The sequence below is a fragment of the Thermocrinis ruber genome (genome assembly GCF_000512735.1).
GTDB classification, from domain to species: Bacteria; Aquificota; Aquificia; order Aquificales; family Aquificaceae; genus Thermocrinis; species Thermocrinis ruber.
Genome location: NZ_CP007028.1, coordinates 194,802 through 216,607, shown reverse-complemented (window position 1 = coordinate 216,607; position 21,806 = coordinate 194,802). Strand labels below are relative to the sequence as shown.

The window sequence follows — 21,806 nt, the reverse complement described above, 5'->3', positions numbered from 1 at the left end:
TCCCATGCTAAGCAGAATACTAAAACTTTTTGGTCTTTTTTCCAACAACATAGGCGTAGACCTTGGCACCGCCAACACGGTTATCTACGTGGAGGGCAAAGGGGTTGTTCTTTCTGAACCCTCCATAGTGGCAGTGGACGTGAAAACTGGAAAAGTCATAGCAGTTGGAAAGGAAGCTAAAGAAATGCTTGGAAAAACTCCTGAGACAATACAAACCATAAGACCACTCAGAGATGGAGTGATAACGGATTTTGAGGCAACAAGAATAATGCTCTCTTACTTTATTAACAAAGTAGTAGGCGGTGGCATACTCAAACCAAAGCCAAGGGTGGTGATAGGTGTACCCTCGGGCGTCACACAGGTGGAAAAGAGGGCAGTTATAGATGCTGCAAAGAGCGCGGGAGCAAGGGAGGTATATTTGATAGCGGAACCCATGGCAGCGGCCATAGGTGCCGGTCTTCCAATAGACGAGCCTGTTGGAAATATGATCGTGGATATTGGAGGGGGTACCACAGAGATAGCGGTAATATCCCTGGCGGGCATAGTGGTGTCCACCTCCATCCGGGTGGCGGGGGACGAGATGACGGAGGCAGTCGCCAACTACATTAAGAAAAAGCACCACATATTGATTGGGGAACAAACCGCAGAGAGGATAAAAATAGAACTTGGAAGTGCAGTGGAGGAAGAGGAAGAGAGGGTTATGGAAATAAAAGGTAGAGATATAACCGGGCTTCCAAAGACCATAACCATAACAAACAGGGAGATTACGCAGGCTTTGGAAGATGTGATCAGTGCTATAATAAACGCCATAAAGGCTACCCTTGAAAGAACACCACCAGAGCTTGCCTCAGATATTGCAGAAAGAGGCATTACCTTGGCAGGAGGTGGCTCCCTCCTCAGGAATTTGGACGTAAGGATACACAGAGAAACTGGAATAATAACCAGATACTGCGAGGACCCTATAACCGCAGTGGCCAGGGGTGTGGGCTCCATACTTGATAAGATCCATCTAATAAGGCGAGTATCCATGGAATGAAAGAGCGGTTGTTTTATTTTTTTCTCTTTCTGCTCAGCGTGTTTGCCTATTTGTTTAATCTGTCTTCTTATCCTTTGCTTTCTCCCTTCGTAAGTCTTATAAACAGACTTTTAATGCCTGTGATGGAGTTCAAGGCTCAGACCACAAGAAGAGTTCAAGATCTTGTTAATACTTACGTGTTTTTAGTGGATACTCAAAAAAGAAACAGGAAGTTGGTGGAGGAGGTCAACGCACTTAGTCTAAAGGTCAGCGAGCTTGAAGGTTGTAAGCGTGAGCTTTTGCAGTTGAAAGGATTAATGGAAGAGCCTCCCACTGTTGAATACACCCTTGCGGGAGTGGTCGCCTACGATCCTTCAGGAAGGGATGAGTTTATGTTACTTGATAAGGGAAAGAGGGATGGGCTTGAAGAGGGTTTTGTGGTAGCCCATAGAAACGTGTTCTTGGGCATTGTGGATCAGGTTTATGCGGGCACTTCAAGGGTCAGGACTGTTTGGTCTGATAACCTCCACGTGAGCGCCACCGCGGGTGGAAAAAACTACATATACAGAGGTGGGTTCCCAAAGGGTAGCCTGTTGCATGTAGCCCAAGAGGATGAACTAAAAAAAGGGGAAAAAGTTTTTCTGAGAAGCCTTAGACTCCCTCCCCTTGAAATAGGGGAGGTTTATGAAGTCTATCCTTCAGGAGAACAGTTTTTCAAAAGGGTTGAGGTAAAACCTTATGGAGATGTTAGAAGGGTTGATTTTGTGCTGGTGTTGAGGAGAAGGCTTTGATGTTTTATTTGCTTTTGGCTTTGGTTCTTTTTCTTCAAAGCTCGGTATTGGTTGGAATTTTTGGAAGCTACCTGTTTGTGCCAGACCTCCTTCTATCTCTTCTCTTCCTTTCAAGCGTCAGAGGTCCCACAAATTACACAAAGGGCTTCATAGGGGGATTTCTCCTGGATGTGCTATTGGACACTCTGGGGTGGCACGCCTCGGGTAAGCTCTTAGCCCTGTTTGTGCTTAGCTTTATAAAGAGAAAGTTCTTTATAGAAACTCTTCCCTCCCTCATGGTTGCCTACTTGATAGTAGCCCTTTTGGAACACGCCTACAGACTTTTGCTCTTTAGGTCCAAATTCTACTATCCTTTGGAGCCCACCCCTCTTTTAATTGGGTTCCTTGTGGAGTTGGCGGTGGGTTATTATTTTGGGAAGAAATTGCTGAAAAATGAGACGTAGGAACTTCCTGCTGGTGCTATTACTCTCTGTTTTCCTTTACTTGGCTTTAGTCTTTAGGCTTTTTTACTTACAGATCTTTAAAGGAGAGTATTACAAAAACTTGGCAAAGAGAAACTACATAAGGCGAAGGGTGGTCTACGCCCAAAGGGGAGACATCCTTGACAGAAACGGTGTAAAGTTAGCCTACGACATACCCGAATACGCCCTATTTTTGGACCCTCAGTTAATAGAGGAGAAAAGCACTTTAGAAAAAACCCTTAAAAACCTTGATGAGCTTTTTGGCATAAAACTGTCTTATGAGTTTTTGCAAAGCAAAAAAAGAAGCGTTGAACCTATACTCTTAAAAAAGTTGGAACGTCAGGAAGAGTTGGACAAGTTTTATAACAACAGCTACCGCCTGCCGGGTGTTTTCATAAACATGCTTCCAAAAAGGTTTTATCCCTTTGGAGAAGAGTGTGCCCACTTTTTGGGTTATGTGGGTTATCCAACACAGGAACACATGGAGAAATACAAGGAAAGAATATCCTTTCAGAGTTTGGTGGGAAGGCAGGGTTTGGAGAGGGTTTTTGATGAACAGCTTCTTGGTTGGGTTGGCACGGAGGAGCTAATCGTCAACGCGGTGGGAAAGATTATAGGAACCTACAAGGAAACTGCACCCAAGAAAGGCAACAGTTTGGTTCTTACAATAGATAGCCGAATTCAGAAGATCGTTTTTGATGTTTTTAAAGCCTCTGGGCATAAGGCGGGCGCCATAATAGTTTTAAGGGCGGACACGGGAGAGGTCTTAGCCTTGATGAGCTATCCTTCCTACGACCCAAACCTAATATACGATAAGTGGGAAGATTATCAAAAGGACCCTATGAACCCTCTTTTTAACAGGGCATTGAACGCCTTCTATCCACCAGGTTCTGTCATAAAGGTTGGTTTGGCAATTGGACTTTTGCAGGATGGAGTGAGCCCAAAGGAGGGGGTCTTCTGCAGAGGAAAGTTTTCCCTTGGCAACAGGGATTTTTACTGCTGGCTAAGAAGCGGACACGGCTGGGAGAACATGCGCACTGCCATACGAGACTCTTGCGACGTTTATTTTTATAGCTTTTGCTACAACAGGCTTGGACCAAGAAAGATGGAAGCTATACTTAGGAACTTTTCCTTTGGAGAAAGCGTGCCCTTTGAACTGCCAAACGCACGGGGTATAATGCCCAATCCCGAGTGGAAAAGAAAGGTCAAAAAGGAACCATGGTATGGGGGAGATACAATCAATATGTCCATAGGTCAAGGGTACCTAAAGGCAACCCTCCTTCAACAGTGCCTGATGGTGATGGGTATAGCAAACGATGGAGTTATTTATAAGCCCTTCTTGGTTAAAGAGGTTAGGGACCCAGAAGGGCGAGTAGTTTGGAAGAATAAAAAAAGCGTCTATAAGGTCATAAAAGCACCCCTTGAACACTTTGCCCTTGTCAAGGAAGCTATGAGGGATGTGGTTAGGTCTGGAACAGGTACTATGGCCAACTCTCCTATTGCAGAGATCGCCGGAAAGACAGGCACCGCCCAGGTAGCTTCTATAAGCGCAAGAAGGAAGAACCTTCCTTACAAACTCAGGGACCACGCATGGTTCGTTTGCTTTGCCCCATACAGAAATCCCCTCTTTGTGGTAGGCGTTTTGGTGGAGCATGGAGGATCTGGAGGGTCTGTAGCTGCACCCATAGCAAGAAAGGTGATAGAGAGAATATACATAGAAGGCATACACAAGGAACTGATGTGAGGTTATATTTTTGTCCATTATGGCGGAGACCCTTTTAGACCACAAGAGCGTGCAGTTTGAATTTGCAAAGAAGAGCTTTCTTTCTTTCATTGAAGGCAAGGACTACCTCCTACCTTACCTGAAGCCTGAAAAAACTCCTCTTCTGCTTATGGACCTGGAGGGAATAAAGGGTAGATACATAGAACTTAAGTATCACTTTCCCAACTTCAATGTGTATTATGCGGTAAAGGCAAACGACCATGAAAGGATCATAAGGGCTCTTGCTGAGCTTGGGGCAGGCTTTGAAGTGGCTTCCACGGAAGAGCTAAACAAGGTGCTTAGTGTGGGTGTAAGCCCAAACAGGATTATATCAAGCAATCCGGTTAAGCCTCCCGAGTTCATAGAGTACGCTTACAAAAAGGGAGTAGACCGGTTTGCAGTAGATTCCTTTACAGAGGTGGATAAAGTATCAGCCTCAGCAAGCAGGGCAAAGGTGTATGTTAGAATTGTTGTGCCCAACGAAGGAAGCGACTGGCCTCTTTCCAAAAAGTTTGGTGTGGACTTAGATACCGCTTTGGACATCTTGGAATACGCAAGAGAAAAAAGGCTAATACCTTACGGCATAACCTTCCATGTGGGTTCTCAGTGCAACAACTTTAGAAACTGGTTTATAGGCATAAAAACCGCAGCAGAGCTTTGGGAAAAGGCAAAGCAGAGAGGTCTAAGGCTCCAGATGTTGAACATTGGCGGGGGGATACCAGTCAGGTACAGCTACGAAGCCCTAAGCATAGAGGATATAGCATACTATGTAAAGGGGCTACTTCAGAAGTTCTTCCCTATATTGCCCTACGAGCTCCAAATGGAACCGGGCAGGGGCATAGTAGGAGACCAGGGTATCATGGTATGCAGGGTCATAGGGAAGGCAAAGAGAGGAGAGGATCTATGGCTTTACATAGACACGGGCGTGTTCAACGGTCTTGCAGAAGCTTTGGGAGGTATAAGGTATGCCTTTTACCTGGACAGAGAAGGTGAGCTAAAAGAATGGACCATAGGCGGTGTATCCTGCGATAGTATGGATGTGGTGGCAAGGAATGTAGCACTTCCGGAGCCAGAGGTGGGAGATTTCTTATACATCCTCTCCGCTGGGGCATACACAACCGTATACGCAGCACCCTTCAATGGTTTTCCCACTCCCGAAGTTGTATTTCCCTAAAGGAAACCTTTATGACCTCTTTTTCCTCTTCTAACATTATTATTCTTTCTGTGAAGGATACCAAGTCCTTAAGGTCATAAATTAGCTTTTGTTGGTTTATGTATGGTATGTTTACGAATACCAGCGTCCCACTTTCCAGAATTCTAACTATTTCTCCTATCTCCCTCTCATCAAAACGCTCTGTATAGCCTATATAGAGGATATTAGGTTTTATTAGCATGGCGTCTCCAAGTCCTTCTTGCAAAGTTTCCACATCTGTGCCTATCTCCCTCTGTATAACTAAAGAGTTCCCATGCTTTAAAAGGTAGTTCAGAGGCTCTTCCAATATGTAAATTACCTTTGAAAAGTTGATGCTAACATGCTGTAGTAAAGAGTAAGCAAACATGGAAGCTTTTATATGATCTTTGCCCGTTATAACCACACATCTGCCAGATAGGTCTCCTACTATTTGGTTTATCTCCTTTATTACATAGGATGGATCTTGGCAAAGCTCTTCTATAGTTGGTACTTCAAAGGGTGTTTTGATTATGGATATTACATAACTGCCCCGTTGGGTCATGTATGTAACCCTAAAACGTCCGCTCTTGTGTATACCAAAAGAAAAAGAACCTTCTTTTCCCAAGGGACCCAGCGAGCCAGATGCGTGGCTTTTCAGCGCCACCAAGGTGTCTCTTATATCTTCGCTAGTAAGGACTACAGGCATAAATTTTATCAGTTTGCCCTCCCTCCTTTCCACGGGAGAAGCATTCGGTGCCAAGAAAACCTCTGAAACAGTGCTTACGCTTCCCAAGTAGTTCAATATTTGAGGCGCGTAATTCATTGATAAGGTATTTTAAAGTAAAAAGGACCTTAGGTGAGAAATTCAGAAAGGCTGAAAGATCCTCTCCTTCAGACAAAGCCTGTAAGATAATCGCATAATAAATAGTTCGTGTATTGGAAGGCTTGCGGACAGCCTTCAGGGTTATACCACTTATAGCTTCTTCAGCTAGTTTATAATTTTTTCCATGCTCTTTGTCCTTTCTGCACCCTCGGGAACAGGGAAAACTACGGTGGCAAACTTCATCATAAAGAACGTGGAGGACATAAGGCGTGTGATTACCGCAACCACCAGACCGAAAAGAGAGGGTGAAGTGGAGGGTGTTGATTACATCTTTCTTACAGTGGAAGAGTTTGAGAAGGGTATAAGGGAGGGTATGTTTTTGGAATACGCAAAGGTGTATGGCAACTATTACGGAACGCCAAAGGATCAGGTTTTAAAAAACGAAGAGGAAGGTTATGACTCTCTTTTGGTTATTGACGTGCAGGGTGCTATGACCATAAAGAGAAACTTCCCAGACAGCGTGCTCGTGTTCTTGCTTCCTCCATCCATTGAGGAGCTTAGAAGGAGGCTTTTAACCAGGGGATACGGACACGAAAATCTTCAAGAGCGCTTACGCACTGCGGAGTGGGAAATCTCCTGTGCAAAACACTTTGACTACATAGTGGTAAATGAATTTTTGGATGAAACGGTAGAAACTCTCAAAAATATCATTCTGTCTTCAAGATATACTTCCAAGAACTTCTTGGCGAATGTTTCAAAGTTCGTCAAAGATGATAAAATAATAAAGCTCTTGGAAAAAGAATGCACGGAGGTAAGCCATGAGCAGAAGACCTAACATAGAGGGTGCCCTAAAGCATGTAAGCAGTAGGTATGAGCTGGTGCATGCTGCAGCAAAAAGGGTTGAACAGTTACTTAAGGAGGGAGATGATATATTTGTCAGGGACAAGGTAAAGAAGGAACTCATAAAGAAAACCTTTTACGCTATAGAGGAACTGGCAGAAGGTAAGGTTCAGGTAAAAAAGGTTAATTTAGAACCATGATAAAAAGCCTTCTCTTTTTGCATCTGTTTTTTGCCACCCTTTGGGTGGGTGGGATGGCGTACACATTGCTCTTTCTTAGACCATCCCTTAAAAGCTTGCCAGAGGGTCCAAAGCAGAACCTTGTCCAAAATCTATACGGAAGGTTCTTTTTGGGTGTGTGGCTGTCTATACTCGTTCTTTTCATCACAGGCGTTGGGCTCTGGCATGGCTACAGGAAGGACTTTTCCTCCAACTTCCTCTTTCACCTAAAGCTTTTTCTCTTTGCTCTTATGGTACTGAACTTTGCATACATCTACTTTTTCCAATACAGAAAAGGTAAGTTCAGGGCAATCCCAAGCCTCATTGCCATAAACTTTGTCTTTGCTATACTTATATACCTAATTATCTCGTGGATCGTATAGCACTTTTTCTGATTTTTGTGCTGTTTTCCTTTGCCTTTTCCCAACTTCCTCAGGAGTATGCCCTTTTGTCTGAGTTTTTACAAAAACGGGATTTAGCCCTGGGTGAAAGGCTTTTGAGGGACTATCCCAACGCAGTTTTTGTGGATGATATGAGGCTTTTGCTGGCGGAGGAATACTACCGGAGGGGAGAATTAAGGAGGGCTGAGGAGCTTTTGAAGGAGATCAATCCCAGAGCTTTGAAGTTTGACTATGTGGAAAGATACGCCCACCTCTGGAGGGCTATGAACCTAGATAAAAAAACCGCCCTGTTGAACCTTCCACACCTCTTCAAGGATTACATACCGGAGGTTTTTCTAACTGAGGAGGAAAAGTTAAAGGTTGGACAAGAGCTTATAAAAAGAAGACAATACAGAGAAGCTATAAACCTATTGCAGGACATACCCAAAGCTTGCTCCCTTTTGGGAGAGGCTTATGAAAGATTGAGACTGTACAAAGAGGCCATGGAAGTGCTCAAAAACTGCGACGGTAGGGAAGGAACCTTAAGGTATGTAAAGGTAGTTTTTAATGTATCCGAGGAGGAGTTCAAAAGAGCCCTTCTTAGGCTTAAAGGCTATGAAGAATACAATCAAGCCCTATTTTACGCAGGTCGGCTCTCTTTGTACAGGGAAAATTATCAAAAGGCTTTGGAGTGGTTTTCTATGATGGAAGAGGGCTATCAAAAGCACTTTCAATCAGGGCTGGTTCTTTTCATACTGGAGGACTACCAGAGGGCAGTTGATGCCTTTCAGAAGGCTTTGAACCTATCTTCTTCGGAGGAAGAAAAGGCACAGGCACACTTTTGGCTTTACAAAAGCTACGAAAAGTTGGGAAATTTTCAAAAAGCGGGAGAGCATCTTTTGAAGGCATCAAAGGGTACAGGATTTTATTCAACGATGGCAAAGGTGCAACTGGGAGAACCGGTAGCTACCAGAGGGTTAAAGGCATTTTTTGCCAGTGCAGAGGAAACCTCCATGGCAAGCATCATAAGAAGCATAACAGAAGCGGGCTTTTTGCATTATGCCCGTTTGGAGGCTTTCAGAAACATAGACAAATTTACCACATCGGACATCATTGCCATTCAAAAGTTTGACCCTTTCTTAGCCATAAGGCTGGCGGTTAGGAGGTTTGGCATTAGGTCTGATATATACCAGTACGTAGCCTACCCTACACCCTACAGGGAGTTCGTGGAGGAAGCTTACAAAACCTTTGGTGTGGATAAAAATCTTATATGGGCGGTTATGAGGCAGGAGAGCTTATTTGACCCATTGGCTATATCTCCCAGCGGTGCAAAGGGACTTATGCAACTAATGGACTTTACCGCAAGGGAAGTTTCCCAAAGGTACAGAATTCCCAACAATGTCTTTTCTCCAAGGGAAAACATACTCTTGGGCACCGCATACCTAAAGGAAATTATAGAGCTTTGGAATGGGGATTGGGTTAGGGCAATAGCCAGCTACAACGCAGGACCAAACCGAGTTAGAGGCTTTATCCAGCACGCGGACCCTTATGTGTTCATAGAGACCATTCCCATAAGCGAAACAAGAAACTATGTAAAGCGTGTGCTAGAAAACTATTACATATACAGAGCCCTAAATTAAGCTAACCGCCCTCTCTATGCGGTTTAGGGCTTCTTCTATGTCTTCCTTTGTGTGGGCGGTGCTCAAAAACCATGCCTCAAACTGAGAGGGTGGAATGAGAACGCCCTCTTTGAGCAATGCCCTAAAGAACTTGGCAAATAGTCCAAGGTCTGAGCTTTTTGCGGTCCTGTAGTCATACACCTCTTGGTCTGTGAAGAAGACCGTCAGCATAGAAGCTACCCTGTTTATGGTGTGGGGTATTCCCTTATCCTTTAGGATTTTGCTAATACCTTCGCAAAGGGTTTGGGTGATCTCATCTAAGTACTCATAAGGGTTCTTCTCAAAGAGTTCAGAAAGTGTAGCTATGCCCGCCACCATAGCCATAGGATTGCCCGACAAGGTCCCCGCCTGATAAACAGGACCCTCCGGTGCAACCTTTTCCATTATCTCCCTTTTGCCCCCGTAAGCACCCAAGGGCATACCTCCACCAAGGACCTTTCCCATGCATGTGAGGTCTGGCTCCACTGAATAGAGCTCTTGGGCTCCACCCTTAGAGACTCTAAAGTTGGTTATAACCTCATCAAAGATAAGAAGGGAGGAGTATTGTCTTGTAATTTCTCTCAAAGCTTGCAAAAAGCCATCCTTTGGAAGGACAGTTCCCATGTTGCCCGCCACTGGTTCTACGATCACACAAGCTATATCCTGTCCGTATCTTTCAAAGGCCTCTTTTAGGGCATCCACATCGTTGTAAGGTAAAACTATGGTGAGGTTTGCGATCTCTTCTGGTACCCCAGGTGTACCTGGAATTCCTAAGGTGGCAACTCCAGAACCTGCGCTTACCAACAACCCATCGTAATGCCCATGATAGCAACCCTCAAACTTGACTATGTACTTTCTGCCCGTGTAGCCCCTTGCCAACCTTATGGCAGACATGGTAGCCTCGGTGCCCGAGGACACAAACCTGACCATCTCCACTGAAGGCATAGCAGAGATCACAAGCTCCGCTAAGGTGATCTCATGGGGGTTTGTGATGCCGTAAGAAAGTCCTTTCTTTGCCTGCTCCTCAAGGGCTCGGACTACCCTCGGATGGGAGTGTCCCAAGATAAGGGGACCCCAAGACATTAAAAAGTCTATGTATTCCTTGCCCTCTACATCCCATATTCTACTGCCCTCTCCTTTGGTAGCTATTATGGGCTCTCCGCCCACCGCCTTAAAAGCCCTAACGGGAGAGCTAACACCCCCGGGCATGAGCTTCTTTGCGCGTTCAAAAAGCTCCCTATTGGTCATAGCAAAAGCTCCTCCATCAATGTTTTAAAGGTTCCACTAAGTCTATGATCATCATCTCATCCACCTCTTTGTAGTCCTTTACTTTCACTTTACTGACAAAAATTCTTGAATGTTCAACGGGAACCACCTCATCCCTTGTGCCATGAACAATTACCAAATCCACCGGTGGCTCTGTAGGGAAATTAACCCTATCCCCTTCCAAAAGCTCGTAGCCCTTTTCTAAAATATCCCGGGCAAACTCCCTGTGGATAGTCAGCTCAAGCCCTGTCTCACACTCGGTAAAGGAGAGCTCTTCTTTACCCTCCAGCCAAGCCTTTGCTAACTCGTGTCCTACCTCTTCCAGGGTTAGTTTCAGAGTAGAGTAAGAGGGGGCAAACAAAAGAGCTTTGTTAATGCACTGAGAAGGATAGAACCTAAGATAGTTCAAAATCACGTAGGCGCCGTGAGAACTTCCGGAGAGCACCAAGCTTTTGAACTTCTGGCAAAAGCCCCTTATTAGGGCATCCAAAACCTCCAAGGTCCTGGTAGTGGTGGTGTGCTGGTAGTCCATATCCATGGCAAAGAGGGAAAACCTACCGCTTTTCAAGGCAAAATCCCTCAGGGCCAGGACCTTTGAACTTTTCACATTGCTAGCAAAACCATGAAGATGTATGAGGAGCACATCAGGATGCGTCCTTTCGTAGATGAACATAAGGAAATAGTTTAACGCACATAAGCTTAAAATTTTATGGCGATAAAGCTTTTTGCCCGTGAGGGAGTCCTGATAGCAGTAGTTTCTGAGGTCTGATGGTAAGAAAAAGAAGGTATTTGGGCTTTCAGAGGTGAAATACCTGCAAAGCTTGGGGACTATGGTTAGCCATCGCAGTGGTGCCTTTGGGGACGATTATTAAACATTGGGCATACCCATCAGGCTTTTTTGGCTTAGAATATATAAGGTTATGGGGAAAGTTAGACTGCAAGATTTAGCCAAAAAGCTTGGTGTAAGGGTAAAGGATGTGCAAGAAGTACTAAAGGAGTGGGGCATAGAAAAGAGCAACTTTGCCTACCTTGAGGAAGAAGAGATCCAAATAGTGCTGGACCACTTTGGCAAAGAAACAACGCAAGAAATAAAAGAAGAAAAGAAAGAAGAAAAGGTTGAAAGTGTTCAAGAGAAAGAACCTATAAAAGAAGAGAAACCTCCACAGAAGGTAAAGGAGGGGGAAAGAAGAAAGGAAACCTTCAAAAGGGAAGAAAGACCTTTGCCCAAAAAAGAAGAAAAACCTGTGCATAAACCAAAGCCTGTGCCTCAGGCGGTAGCCCAGCCAGCACCAAAGCCACCAAGCCCACCACCAACACAAAAGGTGGAAGTCAGGGAAGAAAAGAAAGCCCAAAAAGAAGAAGAGCAGATTTTGAAAAAGTTAGAAAAGCAGATTGAAAAGAAGCAAAAGAAGGAGGAGCAGGAAGAGGAAATAAAGATCGTCCAAATACCCGAAATCGTTACAGTTAGGGAACTGGCAGAGCTTTTGAGAGTCCCACCTAATGTGGTTATGGCGGAGCTTTTGAAGAGGGGTGTTCTTGCTACCATAAATCAAACGGTGCCCTCAGAGGTTGCCCTCCAGGTGGCAGAAGCTTTGGGCTTTTTGGCAGAGATCAAAAAAGAAGAAGAAGAAACCTTAGAGGAAGAGATCCCAGACCATTGGGAAAAACTGCCAAGACCTCCCATAGTGGTGGTAATGGGGCACGTGGACCATGGAAAAACCACCCTTCTGGACACTATAAGAAAGACCAACGTAGCAGAGAGGGAAAAGGGTGGAATAACCCAGCATATAGGTGCCTCTGTGGTCCAGTTGCCAGATGGTAGGAAGATCACCTTTTTGGATACTCCCGGACACGAAGCCTTTACATCTCTTAGGGCAAGGGGTGCACAGATAACGGACATTGCGGTTTTGGTGGTGGCTGCTGATGATGGAGTTATGCCCCAAACGGTGGAGGCAATAAACCACGCAAGGGCTTTCAATGTTCCCATCATAGTGGCGGTCAATAAGATAGACAAGCCCGGTGCTGACCCGCAGAGGGTCAGAAGGGAGCTATCAGAGCTGGGGCTTATCCCAGAGGAGTGGGGTGGAGACACAATCTTTGTGGATGTATCTGCCAAGACAGGACAGAATGTGGAAACCCTGTTGGAGTATATCCTCCTTTTGGCAGAGATTTTGGAACTCAAGGCGAGGGTAGAAGGTCCCGCCAAGGGAACAGTTATAGAATCAAAGTTGGACAAGCAAAGGGGCCCTGTCGCTACCCTTATCGTGCAGGAGGGAACCTTAAAGGTTGGAGACCCTGTGGTAGCTGGCACCACCTACGGCAAAATAAGGGCTATGTTTGACGACAAGGGCAGAAAGTTAAACTCCGCTGGACCTTCTACACCAGTGGAGGTTCTTGGCTTTGAGGAACTGCCCATGGCGGGAGACACCTTTATAGTGGTGGAAGACGAGAAAAAGGCAAGGCAAATCGCAGAGATTAGGAAGCAGAAGAAAGAACAGCAAGAGAAGCTTTCAAGGGGCCTCATGTTAGAGGATGTGTTTAAGAAAATAGAGGAGGGAGAGCTAAATGAACTCAGGCTCATTTTGAAAACCGACACGATAGGCTCTTTGGAAGCCCTAAAAAAAGCTCTGACAGAGCTCTCTACACCGGAGGTGTCCGTAAGGATCCTTCACGGTGCGGTGGGTGGTATCACAGAAAACGATGTAATGCTTGCAAAGGCAAGCCAAGCCATCATAATAGGCTTCAACACACGCCCAGACCTAAAGGCAAAAGAAGCCGCAGAGAGAGAAAAGGTAGATATAAAACTGTACAGCATCATATACGAAGCCATAGAAGATGTTAAGAACGCTCTCAGGGGTCTGCTAAAACCAGTCCAAAAGGAAGTGGTGTTGGGCTCTGCGGAAGTTAGGGCTACCTTTAAGATCAAAGGTGTGGGCACAGTGGCTGGATGCTATGTGTTGGATGGTAAGATTGTACGCAACGCCAACGCCAGGCTAATAAGAGACGGCGTGGTAATATACACGGGTAAGATAGAGAGCCTAAAGAGGTTCAAGGAGGATGTGCAAGAGGTTGCAAGGGGCTTTGAATGCGGTGTAAAGCTCAAAGATTACAACGACGTAAAGGTGGGTGATATAATAGAATGCTACGAGGTCAAGTTAGAGAAACCATCGCTCTGAAGGTAAATGAAATATATCCCTCCATACAGGGAGAGGGTCTGCTGATAGGACTGCCCGCTGTCTTTATCAGACTTCAGGGTTGCAACCTTAGATGTCCTTGGTGCGACCAACCTTCGGCCCTCTCCTTCTCTGAGGGTGGTACAAGCTTTGAGGTGGAACAAATTCTGGATAAGGTCTCTGAGTATAAGATAAGGCATGTGGTCATCACGGGCGGTGAGCCCTTTGCCCAGGAAGGGCTGGCTACGCTGGTTAAAGAGCTTGTGCAAAGAGGTTACTCTGTGCAGATTGAGACCAACGGCACCCTTTGGCAGGAAGGTTTGGAAAAGTTGGAAAACCTTCATATAACATGCTCTCCCAAGTGGTCTGCCCACTGGTTTGTCCATCCCAAAATCTTGCAAAATGCCAAAGAGCTAAAGTTTGTGGTGGATGATGTATTAAGCATAGAAGTTCTGCTGAAGGCTCAGTTTAGGAATTTCCTTGAGGAAGGTAAGGTTGTCCTTCAGCCGGAAGGGAATAAGGCTGTCTTTTTTAAGAAGGCCCTTGAACTTCAGAGGGATCTCTCTGAGCTTGGTTTTAGTGTGAGAGTTTTGCCTCAGCTTCATAAGCTCCTCGGGCTTCCTTGACGCTACCGGGGAAGAAGTATTCTACTATGGCGGAGTATAGGGCTTTTGCGAAGTTATATTGGAAATCTTCCTGCGCCATCAAGAGGGCTTCTTGGGGGTTTGTTATAAAGCCCACCTCCACTAAAAGGGAGGGTATGCCAGGAGTTTTCAAAACCGCAAAGCCAGCCCTCTGAATACCTTTAAACTCCACATGCCTGTCTAAGTATTTTTTTAGATTTCTGGCAACCAAATTGCCAAACTGAACGCTGTCGTACAGCGTTACGTCCATCGCCAAGTCCGCCATCACCCTTCTCACGTTGTAAGGTATATCCGCAGTGCCAAGGGCTAACTGGGCATACTGATCGTTATTAACTATTGCGTGCTTTTTCCTTTGGGCAGCCTCGGAGGATATGGCAAACAGATAAGTGCCCTTGGCGTGTTCTGAAATGCCCTTTGGTGAGGCGTTGGCGTGAATGCTAACAAAGAGGTCTGCCCTGTTGCGAAGGGCTATGTTTGCCCTCTCCTGGAGTGGCACAAATCTGTCATCCCTTCTGGTAAGCACAACCTTGAACCTTCCATCCTCCTCAAGGAGCTTTGCCAGTTTAAGCACTATGGCAAGGTTTATATCTTTTTCCTTTATCCCTTCAAAGCCTATCGCACCGGGGTCGTGTCCACCGTGTCCCGCATCTAAAACCACCACCCGCTTTTGAGTGATCACCTGATCTTTACTTCTTTCAGAGATCACCTTTTCCTTTTCCCCTTTAACCTCTAGGTAAGCTATAATCTTTAGGACAGTGGGGTCAAGTATAGCAAGGAGGGTGTCCTCCTGTGGTGGGCTCGTGGTTGCCTTATAAATATCCAGCACTATCCTAAAGGGTGCTTCCAAAGAAAAGGCTTTTACCTCGGAATAATCCATATCAAAAACAAAACGAGTGCCCCAAGGATGATGTCCTACCCTTGCCTTTATGTTTTTGGGAACCTCTACCTTCTCCATGACATCCAACACAATGCGCTTTGGATTGTCCAAAAGCAGAACTCTGTATTCTACACCTCTTTCAAACTGCAAAACTATGCGTTGTTTGTCCGGATAGTTTCCTTCTCTGTATGATACTTGCACGCCAAAGGAGAACCAAACCAAAAGGCTAAAAGTTATTAAAATCCTCAGGAACATGAATCTCCTCCTCTACCTCTTGCCTTCTGGTTGCCCAGGGAGGCTTGGGAAACTTTAACATCAACGGAGAGGGTATGTCGGGCTGGTAAAGGATCATGGTGCCCTTTTTTAGCATAAGAGCCCTCTGGCGAAAGTTTCCCACCAAAAATTCATACTCTTTGCTGAGTAGTTCGCTACTGTCCATCCGCCCTACTACCTTTATGGCGGAGTTTGCCAGTATTCTCTTCTCTATTTCGCTGGCGGTCTGTTGGGCACCGATCAGTATCACTCCCAAACTTCTCCCCCTTTCTGCAATGTCCAAGATCACATCCTTTATGGGGCTCCAGCCTTCCTTCGGTGCGTATTTATTAAGTTCGTCCAAAAGAACAAAAACTTTAGGGTATGGGTTGGACCTCTTTTCTTTTTCTTCAAAGAGCCTTTTTAGCACTGCGCCCACCACAAACATCTGGGCTATGTGATGAAGCCCGCTTATGTCTATCACAGAGAGCCTGTTTTCTTCCCAGTTTATAGGGCTTGACATGTTTGGCTGGATGAACCTTTTTATGTGCCTGCTCGCCCTTGAGAACCTGCGTAGAAATGCTCTGGCAGTTTGCAAGGATGCATCTCCGAACCATTCCCTGAACAGACTTCTCTCCTTTCCTTCCGCCTGCTCTATAGCTTCGCTAAACCTCTCCTCCAGGTCCTCAAGGGATTCTATGTCCTGCGCGTGATCATCAAGAAGCCTCCCCTCCGGGCTGTTCTTTGCCAGATAGTACAGCTTGTTGGCTACTCTCTCCACAAGGTAAGGCACTTGAGACTTTGATTCGTCCTCTTCTACAAACATGAACCTAATCAGCCCCTCCTCTGCAAACTCCCTTATGCTCCAAAAGAAGGGAACAACCTTTTCATCCTGACGTTCTGCATCTGGGATCGTTGGATTTCCTTCATAGGGTGGCACGTAGAACTTTACTTCTTTGAAAGGCTCCGCCTTCAAACCCAACTTTTTTAGGGCTTTTTCGTCCTCGGGGGAAAGGTTTTTGTTTTTCTTATCCAACCAAAGAAGGTCTTTGCCCTTCACGTTGAAGATAATCCCTTTTATCCTCTGGTCTTGCACCTTGTTGAATATGGAGTAGAGTAAAAAGAGGGCATAGGAGGTTTTTGTTGCTACGCCAGACATACCAGATATAGATACATGGGCACCCTCTGTACCGTCCAAAAAGTGATAGTTGATGTAAACCACCTGTCCGGAGCGGGTGAGTCCTGCGGGGATCTTTACCTTCATCTGGTCGTAGTACAGAGCCTTTTCAAGCTCCTCACCCTCCGCAAAATAAACGGGATCTCCCGGAGAAGGTGGCACAAAGAACTCCGGCTCAACTCTTGTGATAGCTACCTTTGCTATGTATGCTATGTTTACCGGTATCACTCCCTGTATAGCCAAGTGGGCGTCATAGACCCACTGGGCACCCTCTAAAAACTTTTGAACCTCCTGCACCACTCCGTAGAATTTTACCTTCTGTCCGTTGGCAAGCTGAGTTTCCGCGTAGAGCACATCGTCCAACTGGACCAAATTATCTTTTTCTACCCCCACCCAAAACTCCAAGGGAGTTATGGGTGTGGTACCGAGAACTATCCCTACCCTCATCCCATTAAATATAACACGGCTCCAAGCTAAAAAGGTCCACCCCGGGCTCTCCAGCCTTTAACCTTTCATAAGAAAGTAGCCCACCGTAGGCGGAAAAAGGGAAAAAATCAAGCTGTAGGTCCGCAAAGTCTATAGAGTGGCTTCTGAGGGCAATGGTGGTGCCCTCCAAAGGTTCCCCTTTCCAGCGCTTTATGGGACCTATGCCCTTTTGATTTTGAACCCTGTAGATGATATGACTGCTCACCCTCAAAAGGGCAATCTTTGGTGCTGGCACAGGCACATACCTGAGCATCAGCTCCAAATTTTCATAGGTGTACAAAGGCTTTTGGGTCAAAAAGGCTATGGTCTTTAAAAAGGTTATGCCTATCCTCAAGGGGGTAGTATAGCCAACGCCCACCGAGAGGGAAAAGGCGTCAAAATCCTCGGGTTTTATGTCCAGTTTGTTTAAAAGGGTGGGCAAAAGCTCCAAGCTCTTCTTTTTGCTATCCTCGTAGTATAGCATTGATATTTTGCCATCTTCCACCACAGATAGATTAAAAAAGGAAAAGGAGGTGTCTATGGAGAGAAGCCTCATAGAGGAATTTCTTGGTAGTGTTTATAGTGGTGCTCCCAGAGGTAAGAGAGCTTTAAGAGGGTAGATTCGTCAAAAGGTTTACCTATGAGCTGTCCGCCCACCGGCAGGTTATTTACCCTTCCTATTGGCACTGAGATGGCTGGCAGTCCTGCCAAATTGACGCTCACTGTAAAGATGTCCGCCAAATACATCTTTATGGGGTCCTGAGTTCTCTCTCCAAACTTAAAGGCGGTGCTTGGAGAGGTGGGGCATGCGATCACATCTACTTTTTTGAAAGCCTCCTCAAAATCCCTCTTTATAAGTGCCCTAACCTTCATGGCTTTCAGGTAGTAGGCTTCATAGTATCCAGTGGAGAGGGCAAAGGTGCCCAAAAGAATTCTCCTTTTTACCTCTGGACCAAAGCCCTCGTCCCGAGTTTTTGCATACATCTCGTTTATATCCTTAGCCCTTGCCCTATAACCATATCGCACTCCATCGTAACGAGCCAGGTTGGAACTTGCTTCACAGGGTGCTATTATGTAGTAGGTAGGTATGGCATACTTGCTGTGGGGCAAAGAGATCTCCTCTACTTCAAAGCCAAGCCCTTCAAAGAATTTTACAAAGTTATCAAAGCACTCTTTAACACCTTCCTCCATTTCAAACTCAAAGAACTCTTTAGGAATGCCGATCTTTAAACCTTTGACCTCCCTTTCCAACTCCTCGCTGAACTTGGGCACATCCACCTTAGCACTGGTAGAGTCCTTTGGGTCATACCCGCTGATAACCTCCATCAGAAGGGCTACATCCTTTGTTCTCCTTCCAAAGGGACCTATCTGGTCCAAGGAGGAGGCAAAGGCTACAAGCCCATACCGAGATACCCTCCCGTAGGTGGGCTTTAGCCCTATTACACCGCAGAAACTGGCAGGCTGTCTGATGGAACCTCCCGTGTCCGAGCCAAGGGACAGGGGAGCAGACAAAACCGCCACCGCTACTGCAGAGCCACCAGAGGAACCTCCGGGAACCCTTTCCAAATCCCAAGGGTTTTTAGTGGGGAAGAAGGCAGAGTATTCAGTAGAAGAGCCCATGGCAAACTCATCCATGTTGGTCTTTCCCACAATGAGGACACCCGCTTTCTTTAGCCTTTCTATCACAGTGGCATCGTAGGGAGAGATGTAGTTCTCCAAAATCTTTGACGCACAGGTGGTAGGATAGCCCTCCACGTTTATGTTGTCCTTTATGGCTATGGGGATGCCGTAAAGGGGATAGTCTTCTGGGTTTTTTCCTTCCAACTCCTTGGCTTGCTGTAGGGCTTGTTCGTAGGTGGGTGTGATGTACGCTCTGACCTTTTCTTCTGTCTGATAGAACCTCTCGTAAAAGGCTTGAACTACCTCGGAGGGTTTGACCTCCTTTCTTTTCAAAAGTTCAAGCAGTTCAAAGACAGGTTTTTGCCAAAGCATTTACATGTATTTTACCACAGCAAGCCTTCACCCCTTGACAATGATGAAAATCATGTTAAATTTATTGCTATATTCACGATAATTTAACAGGAGGTGTGTAGCATGGATGTGTTGGGCTTCTACCCTATGTGGTATGTGCCCGTAGTGGGCAGTGCTACTATCATAGGCATAATAGCCTCCCTCCACGTGCTGGCATCCCACACCTCTGTGGGTGCCTCCATTCTTTTGGCGTACTTGGCTACAAAAGCCTACAGGGAAAACCAGCCGCAGATCTACGATTACATCAAAAAGTATCTTTTAACACTGCTTGTCTTTTCTTACGTGTCAGGTTCTATAACTGGTCCGGGCATATGGTTTTCCGCAACCGTTGCTAACCCACGGGGCATTTCTGCACTCATTCACAACTTTGTGTGGGTGTGGGCTGCGGAGTGGGTATGGTTTGTGGCGGAGGTGACCCTTGTGTATATCCTCTTTTATACCTTGGGAAGGATTGATCAGAAAAGCTGGCTTAGGCTTGCATGGACTTTTGCTATAGGTTCCTGGGCAACCATGTACATAATAGTGGGAATCCTTTCCTTTATGCTCTCTCCAGGGCACGAAAAATGGTTCACCACGGGTAGCATACTTGACGCCTTTTACAACAAGAACTACTTCCCCCACCTATTGTCAAGAACAGCTTACATGTTTGCTATAGCCGGTGTTATAGGTCTTGGCATAGCAGCGCTTATGAAGAAGGACCTGCCAGAGAAAATCTACAAGGATATAGTCAAAACTCTCTCTTATTGGGGCATTGGTGGTATAGTCTTTGGGCTTATGTTCTTTGCATGGTATGTGTCCACCCTTCCCGAAAGAAGCCTTGTAATGCTTGAAGGCGTTGTACCCCTTTACCTGAAGGTATCCATAATGCTAACCATTCTTATCGTGCTTACTTACTTCTTCCTAACCGCTATCAGACCACAGGTTGCAAGGTTCTGGATATCCCTTCCCATATTCATCCTCATATTCTTCCTGGGTGTCTTTCCTGAAGAGAAGATCAGAGAGACCATAAGAAAGCCTTACGTAGCCGGTGAGTTTGTGTGGGTTAACCAGATAGTCTCCAGGGATGTGCCTGCCAAGGGTATAGAGTCTGAAGTTCCCGTTATAGACCAAAAAGGACTATTGACAGTAAATGCTTTCGTTCCAGAAGGTCTCAAGAAAATAGATTCTCAAAACGAGATAATGGCTGGAAAGGCAATCGCAATCCTCCAATGTTCTGGTTGTCATAATGTAACGGGTTCTACTGGACTAAGACCCTTTGGACAAAAGTTTGCAGGAATGACAGACCCTAACGTTGTCTATGGCTTTTTGGCAGGCTACCTTAGAGACAATCCTCCACCTTATATGCCAAAATTTGTAGGCACCGATGAAGAGCTAAGAGCCCTCTCTGCTTACATAGCCCACATGATCTCTAACGGTGGTTCCGTTTCTGCAAAGATAGAAGTTCCCAATACATCTGCAGAAGCCAAAAAGGAGGTTCAGCCATGAGAGACATGGTAAGGTGGTTTTTACTGTTCATCCTTTCCTTTATGTTAATAGGTGGAAAATGGGCGTTTGCTGCTGATGTGGGGGCTATGCTAAAGGCTATGACTGACCCTGCGGGGGCCCCCTTCTACCCTATTACTATGCAAGTGCTTCAGGTGCTCACATGGATGCTTCATATTCTCTTTGTCTACACATCTATTGGCGGTCTTTTCTTTACTATCTACGGCTTTACAAAAAAGGAAGAGAGGTGGCAAAGGCTTGCTAAGGCAACCCTTGAACTCTCAAAGGTTTCTGTCTCTCTGGCTATAGTCCTTGGGGTAGCTCCACTGCTCTTTTATCAGGTGATCTATGACCCACTTTGGTACACATCCGCCAACCTTTCTGCCTGGTGGTATATACTCTTTATCGTCTTCCTCCTCGTAGGTTATTACCTTATATGGGGTGCTTACTTTACAAAGAATAAACCTTCAATGTCCATGCTTATGTCGATTCTCGGCGTTCTGTTCTTGCTCCTTGTAGGGTTTATCATCCACGTGGTGAACTACCAAGCCCTTTATCCAGAAAAATGGGTAGAGTGGTACACGGATGGTGGGAGGACTATGAACGTAAGCGGATGGAACATATACGCCTTTAACGTGTTCAGGTATTTATCCTTCTTAGTATTCCCTTCAATCGCCGTAACGGGTGTATTTCTAATGCTTTACAACTGGTACTTCAGAAGCAGGGAGGATATGGACAAAGATTACCTTGACTGGGCTGGAAAGGTGGGAGCACGCTCCGCTGTGTACGCAGGTATAGGCTGGCTTGTATCTCACATCCTTTACATACTTACCATACCCGCAGACTGGGGTGCAAAAGGAAGCATCTTTACATGGCTTTCAGTTTTGGGACTTGTTCTTCTTGCAGGCGTGGTGTTCTCTTCCCAAAAGAACCCAGTCAAGATGGCAATACCTTCTCTCTTAGCTGGGTCTGTAGCCCTATTGCTAATAGCAATATTTAGGGAGTACCTTAGGATTGCCTCAACCGCGAGGTTTGGATATTCCATATACGACTACAAGCTGAACTTGGAATTTTTGAGCCCACTGCTCTTTTTGGGAACCCTCCTAACAGGGCTCGTTCTGTATGCCTACGCATGGTGGATGGCTTACCAAGCAGGGAAGACACCCAAAGGTAAAGTTTATGAAGCTTCCGAGACAGAACACCATCTTGGAGAACTCTCTGTTTTTATAGTCGTTCTGTGGGCTGTTGTATTCATAGGTGTAGGGCTCATAATTGTAGTGAGAAACTATACTTAAAGCTTGCCGGGCTTTTGCCCGGCTT

At 45.7% G+C, this 21,806-nt stretch carries 20 protein-coding genes; 13 read left to right on the top strand and 7 right to left on the bottom strand.

Features of this window, described 5'->3' with window-relative positions:
• Positions 1-4: 4 nt before the first annotated feature.
• The 5 genes from THERU_RS01180 to THERU_RS01160 are packed head-to-tail and all read left to right on the top strand — an operon-like array spanning position 5 to position 5,203.
• Entirely contained in the window at positions 5-1,036 is a 1,032-nt protein-coding gene (locus THERU_RS01180; protein ID WP_025305455.1) for a rod shape-determining protein, read from the top strand.
• A gap of 8 nt (positions 1,037-1,044) precedes the next feature.
• On the top strand, positions 1,045-1,806 hold the full coding sequence (locus tag THERU_RS01175) for a rod shape-determining protein MreC (RefSeq protein ID WP_169727083.1): 762 nt from the start codon (positions 1,045-1,047) through the stop codon (positions 1,804-1,806).
• Positions 1,806-2,249: a rod shape-determining protein MreD gene (gene mreD, locus THERU_RS01170; protein ID WP_025305453.1), complete on the top strand. Its 444-nt coding sequence runs from the start codon at positions 1,806-1,808 to the stop codon at positions 2,247-2,249. Before THERU_RS01175 ends, mreD begins: the two co-directional genes overlap by 1 nt.
• Positions 2,239-4,011 (top strand): penicillin-binding protein 2, encoded by a 1,773-nt coding sequence (gene mrdA, locus THERU_RS01165; protein WP_025305452.1) that lies wholly within the window; start codon positions 2,239-2,241, stop codon positions 4,009-4,011. Before mreD ends, mrdA begins: the two co-directional genes overlap by 11 nt.
• Before the next feature lie 19 nt (positions 4,012-4,030).
• Entirely contained in the window at positions 4,031-5,203 is a 1,173-nt protein-coding gene (locus THERU_RS01160) for a type III PLP-dependent enzyme (protein WP_025305451.1), read from the top strand.
• On the opposite strand, the gene THERU_RS01155 is transcribed toward THERU_RS01160, so the two are convergent.
• Entirely contained in the window at positions 5,166-6,023 is an 858-nt protein-coding gene (locus THERU_RS01155; RefSeq protein WP_025305450.1) for a hypothetical protein, read from the bottom strand. The two genes, THERU_RS01160 and THERU_RS01155, sit on opposite strands and share 38 nt — an antisense overlap.
• 184 nt (positions 6,024-6,207) lie before the next feature.
• On the opposite strand from THERU_RS01155, the gene gmk reads away from it, so the two are divergent.
• The 4 genes from gmk to THERU_RS01135 are packed head-to-tail and all read left to right on the top strand — an operon-like array spanning position 6,208 to position 9,101.
• Positions 6,208-6,858, top strand: coding sequence for a guanylate kinase (gene gmk / locus THERU_RS01150; protein WP_038531968.1), 651 nt, complete (start codon positions 6,208-6,210; stop codon positions 6,856-6,858).
• Entirely contained in the window at positions 6,842-7,063 is a 222-nt protein-coding gene (gene rpoZ / locus THERU_RS01145) for a DNA-directed RNA polymerase subunit omega (protein ID WP_025305448.1), read from the top strand. Before gmk ends, rpoZ begins: the two co-directional genes overlap by 17 nt.
• A complete protein-coding gene (locus tag THERU_RS01140) occupies positions 7,060-7,464 on the top strand; it encodes a hypothetical protein (RefSeq protein ID WP_025305447.1) in 405 nt (134 codons plus the stop codon). Before rpoZ ends, THERU_RS01140 begins: the two co-directional genes overlap by 4 nt.
• Positions 7,452-9,101, top strand: coding sequence for a lytic transglycosylase domain-containing protein (locus tag THERU_RS01135; RefSeq protein ID WP_025305446.1), 1,650 nt, complete (start codon positions 7,452-7,454; stop codon positions 9,099-9,101). The genes THERU_RS01140 and THERU_RS01135 overlap by 13 nt, the downstream gene beginning before the upstream one ends.
• On the opposite strand, the gene hemL is transcribed toward THERU_RS01135, so the two are convergent.
• Positions 9,093-10,367: a glutamate-1-semialdehyde 2,1-aminomutase gene (gene hemL, locus THERU_RS01130; protein ID WP_025305445.1), complete on the bottom strand. Its 1,275-nt coding sequence runs from the start codon at positions 10,365-10,367 to the stop codon at positions 9,093-9,095. The two genes, THERU_RS01135 and hemL, sit on opposite strands and share 9 nt — an antisense overlap.
• 16 nt (positions 10,368-10,383) lie before the next feature.
• On the bottom strand, positions 10,384-11,058 hold the full coding sequence (locus THERU_RS01125; RefSeq protein WP_245565830.1) for a YqiA/YcfP family alpha/beta fold hydrolase: 675 nt from the start codon (positions 11,056-11,058) through the stop codon (positions 10,384-10,386).
• A gap of 247 nt (positions 11,059-11,305) precedes the next feature.
• On the opposite strand from THERU_RS01125, the gene infB reads away from it, so the two are divergent.
• Both infB and THERU_RS01115 read left to right on the top strand, forming a co-directional pair.
• Complete coding sequence (infB, locus tag THERU_RS01120) at positions 11,306-13,561, top strand: translation initiation factor IF-2 (RefSeq protein ID WP_025305444.1); 2,256 nt, start codon at positions 11,306-11,308, stop codon at positions 13,559-13,561.
• Positions 13,525-14,184, top strand: a complete 660-nt coding sequence (locus THERU_RS01115) for a 7-carboxy-7-deazaguanine synthase QueE (protein ID WP_025305443.1) — start codon at positions 13,525-13,527, stop codon at positions 14,182-14,184. The genes infB and THERU_RS01115 overlap by 37 nt, the downstream gene beginning before the upstream one ends.
• Here the strand turns inward: THERU_RS01115 and THERU_RS01110 are convergent.
• The 4 genes from THERU_RS01110 to gatA are packed head-to-tail and all read right to left on the bottom strand — an operon-like array spanning position 14,135 to position 18,965.
• Positions 14,135-15,334, bottom strand: coding sequence for an N-acetylmuramoyl-L-alanine amidase (locus THERU_RS01110; protein ID WP_025305442.1), 1,200 nt, complete (start codon positions 15,332-15,334; stop codon positions 14,135-14,137). The two genes, THERU_RS01115 and THERU_RS01110, sit on opposite strands and share 50 nt — an antisense overlap.
• A complete protein-coding gene (locus THERU_RS01105) occupies positions 15,306-16,955 on the bottom strand; it encodes an ATP-binding protein (protein ID WP_025305441.1) in 1,650 nt (549 codons plus the stop codon). The genes THERU_RS01110 and THERU_RS01105 overlap by 29 nt, the downstream gene beginning before the upstream one ends.
• Before the next feature lie 4 nt (positions 16,956-16,959).
• Positions 16,960-17,529: a tRNA (adenosine(37)-N6)-threonylcarbamoyltransferase complex dimerization subunit type 1 TsaB gene (locus THERU_RS01100; protein WP_025305440.1), complete on the bottom strand. Its 570-nt coding sequence runs from the start codon at positions 17,527-17,529 to the stop codon at positions 16,960-16,962.
• Positions 17,526-18,965, bottom strand: coding sequence for an Asp-tRNA(Asn)/Glu-tRNA(Gln) amidotransferase subunit GatA (gene gatA / locus THERU_RS01095; RefSeq protein ID WP_025305439.1), 1,440 nt, complete (start codon positions 18,963-18,965; stop codon positions 17,526-17,528). Before gatA ends, THERU_RS01100 begins: the two co-directional genes overlap by 4 nt.
• 102 nt (positions 18,966-19,067) lie before the next feature.
• Here gatA and THERU_RS01090 point away from each other — a divergent pair, with 102 nt between their 5' ends.
• Positions 19,068-20,489 (top strand): c-type cytochrome, encoded by a 1,422-nt coding sequence (locus THERU_RS01090; protein ID WP_025305438.1) that lies wholly within the window; start codon positions 19,068-19,070, stop codon positions 20,487-20,489.
• Positions 20,486-21,781, top strand: a complete 1,296-nt coding sequence (locus THERU_RS01085) for a hypothetical protein (protein ID WP_025305437.1) — start codon at positions 20,486-20,488, stop codon at positions 21,779-21,781. The genes THERU_RS01090 and THERU_RS01085 overlap by 4 nt, the downstream gene beginning before the upstream one ends.
• The last annotated feature ends 25 nt before the right edge of the window (positions 21,782-21,806 follow it).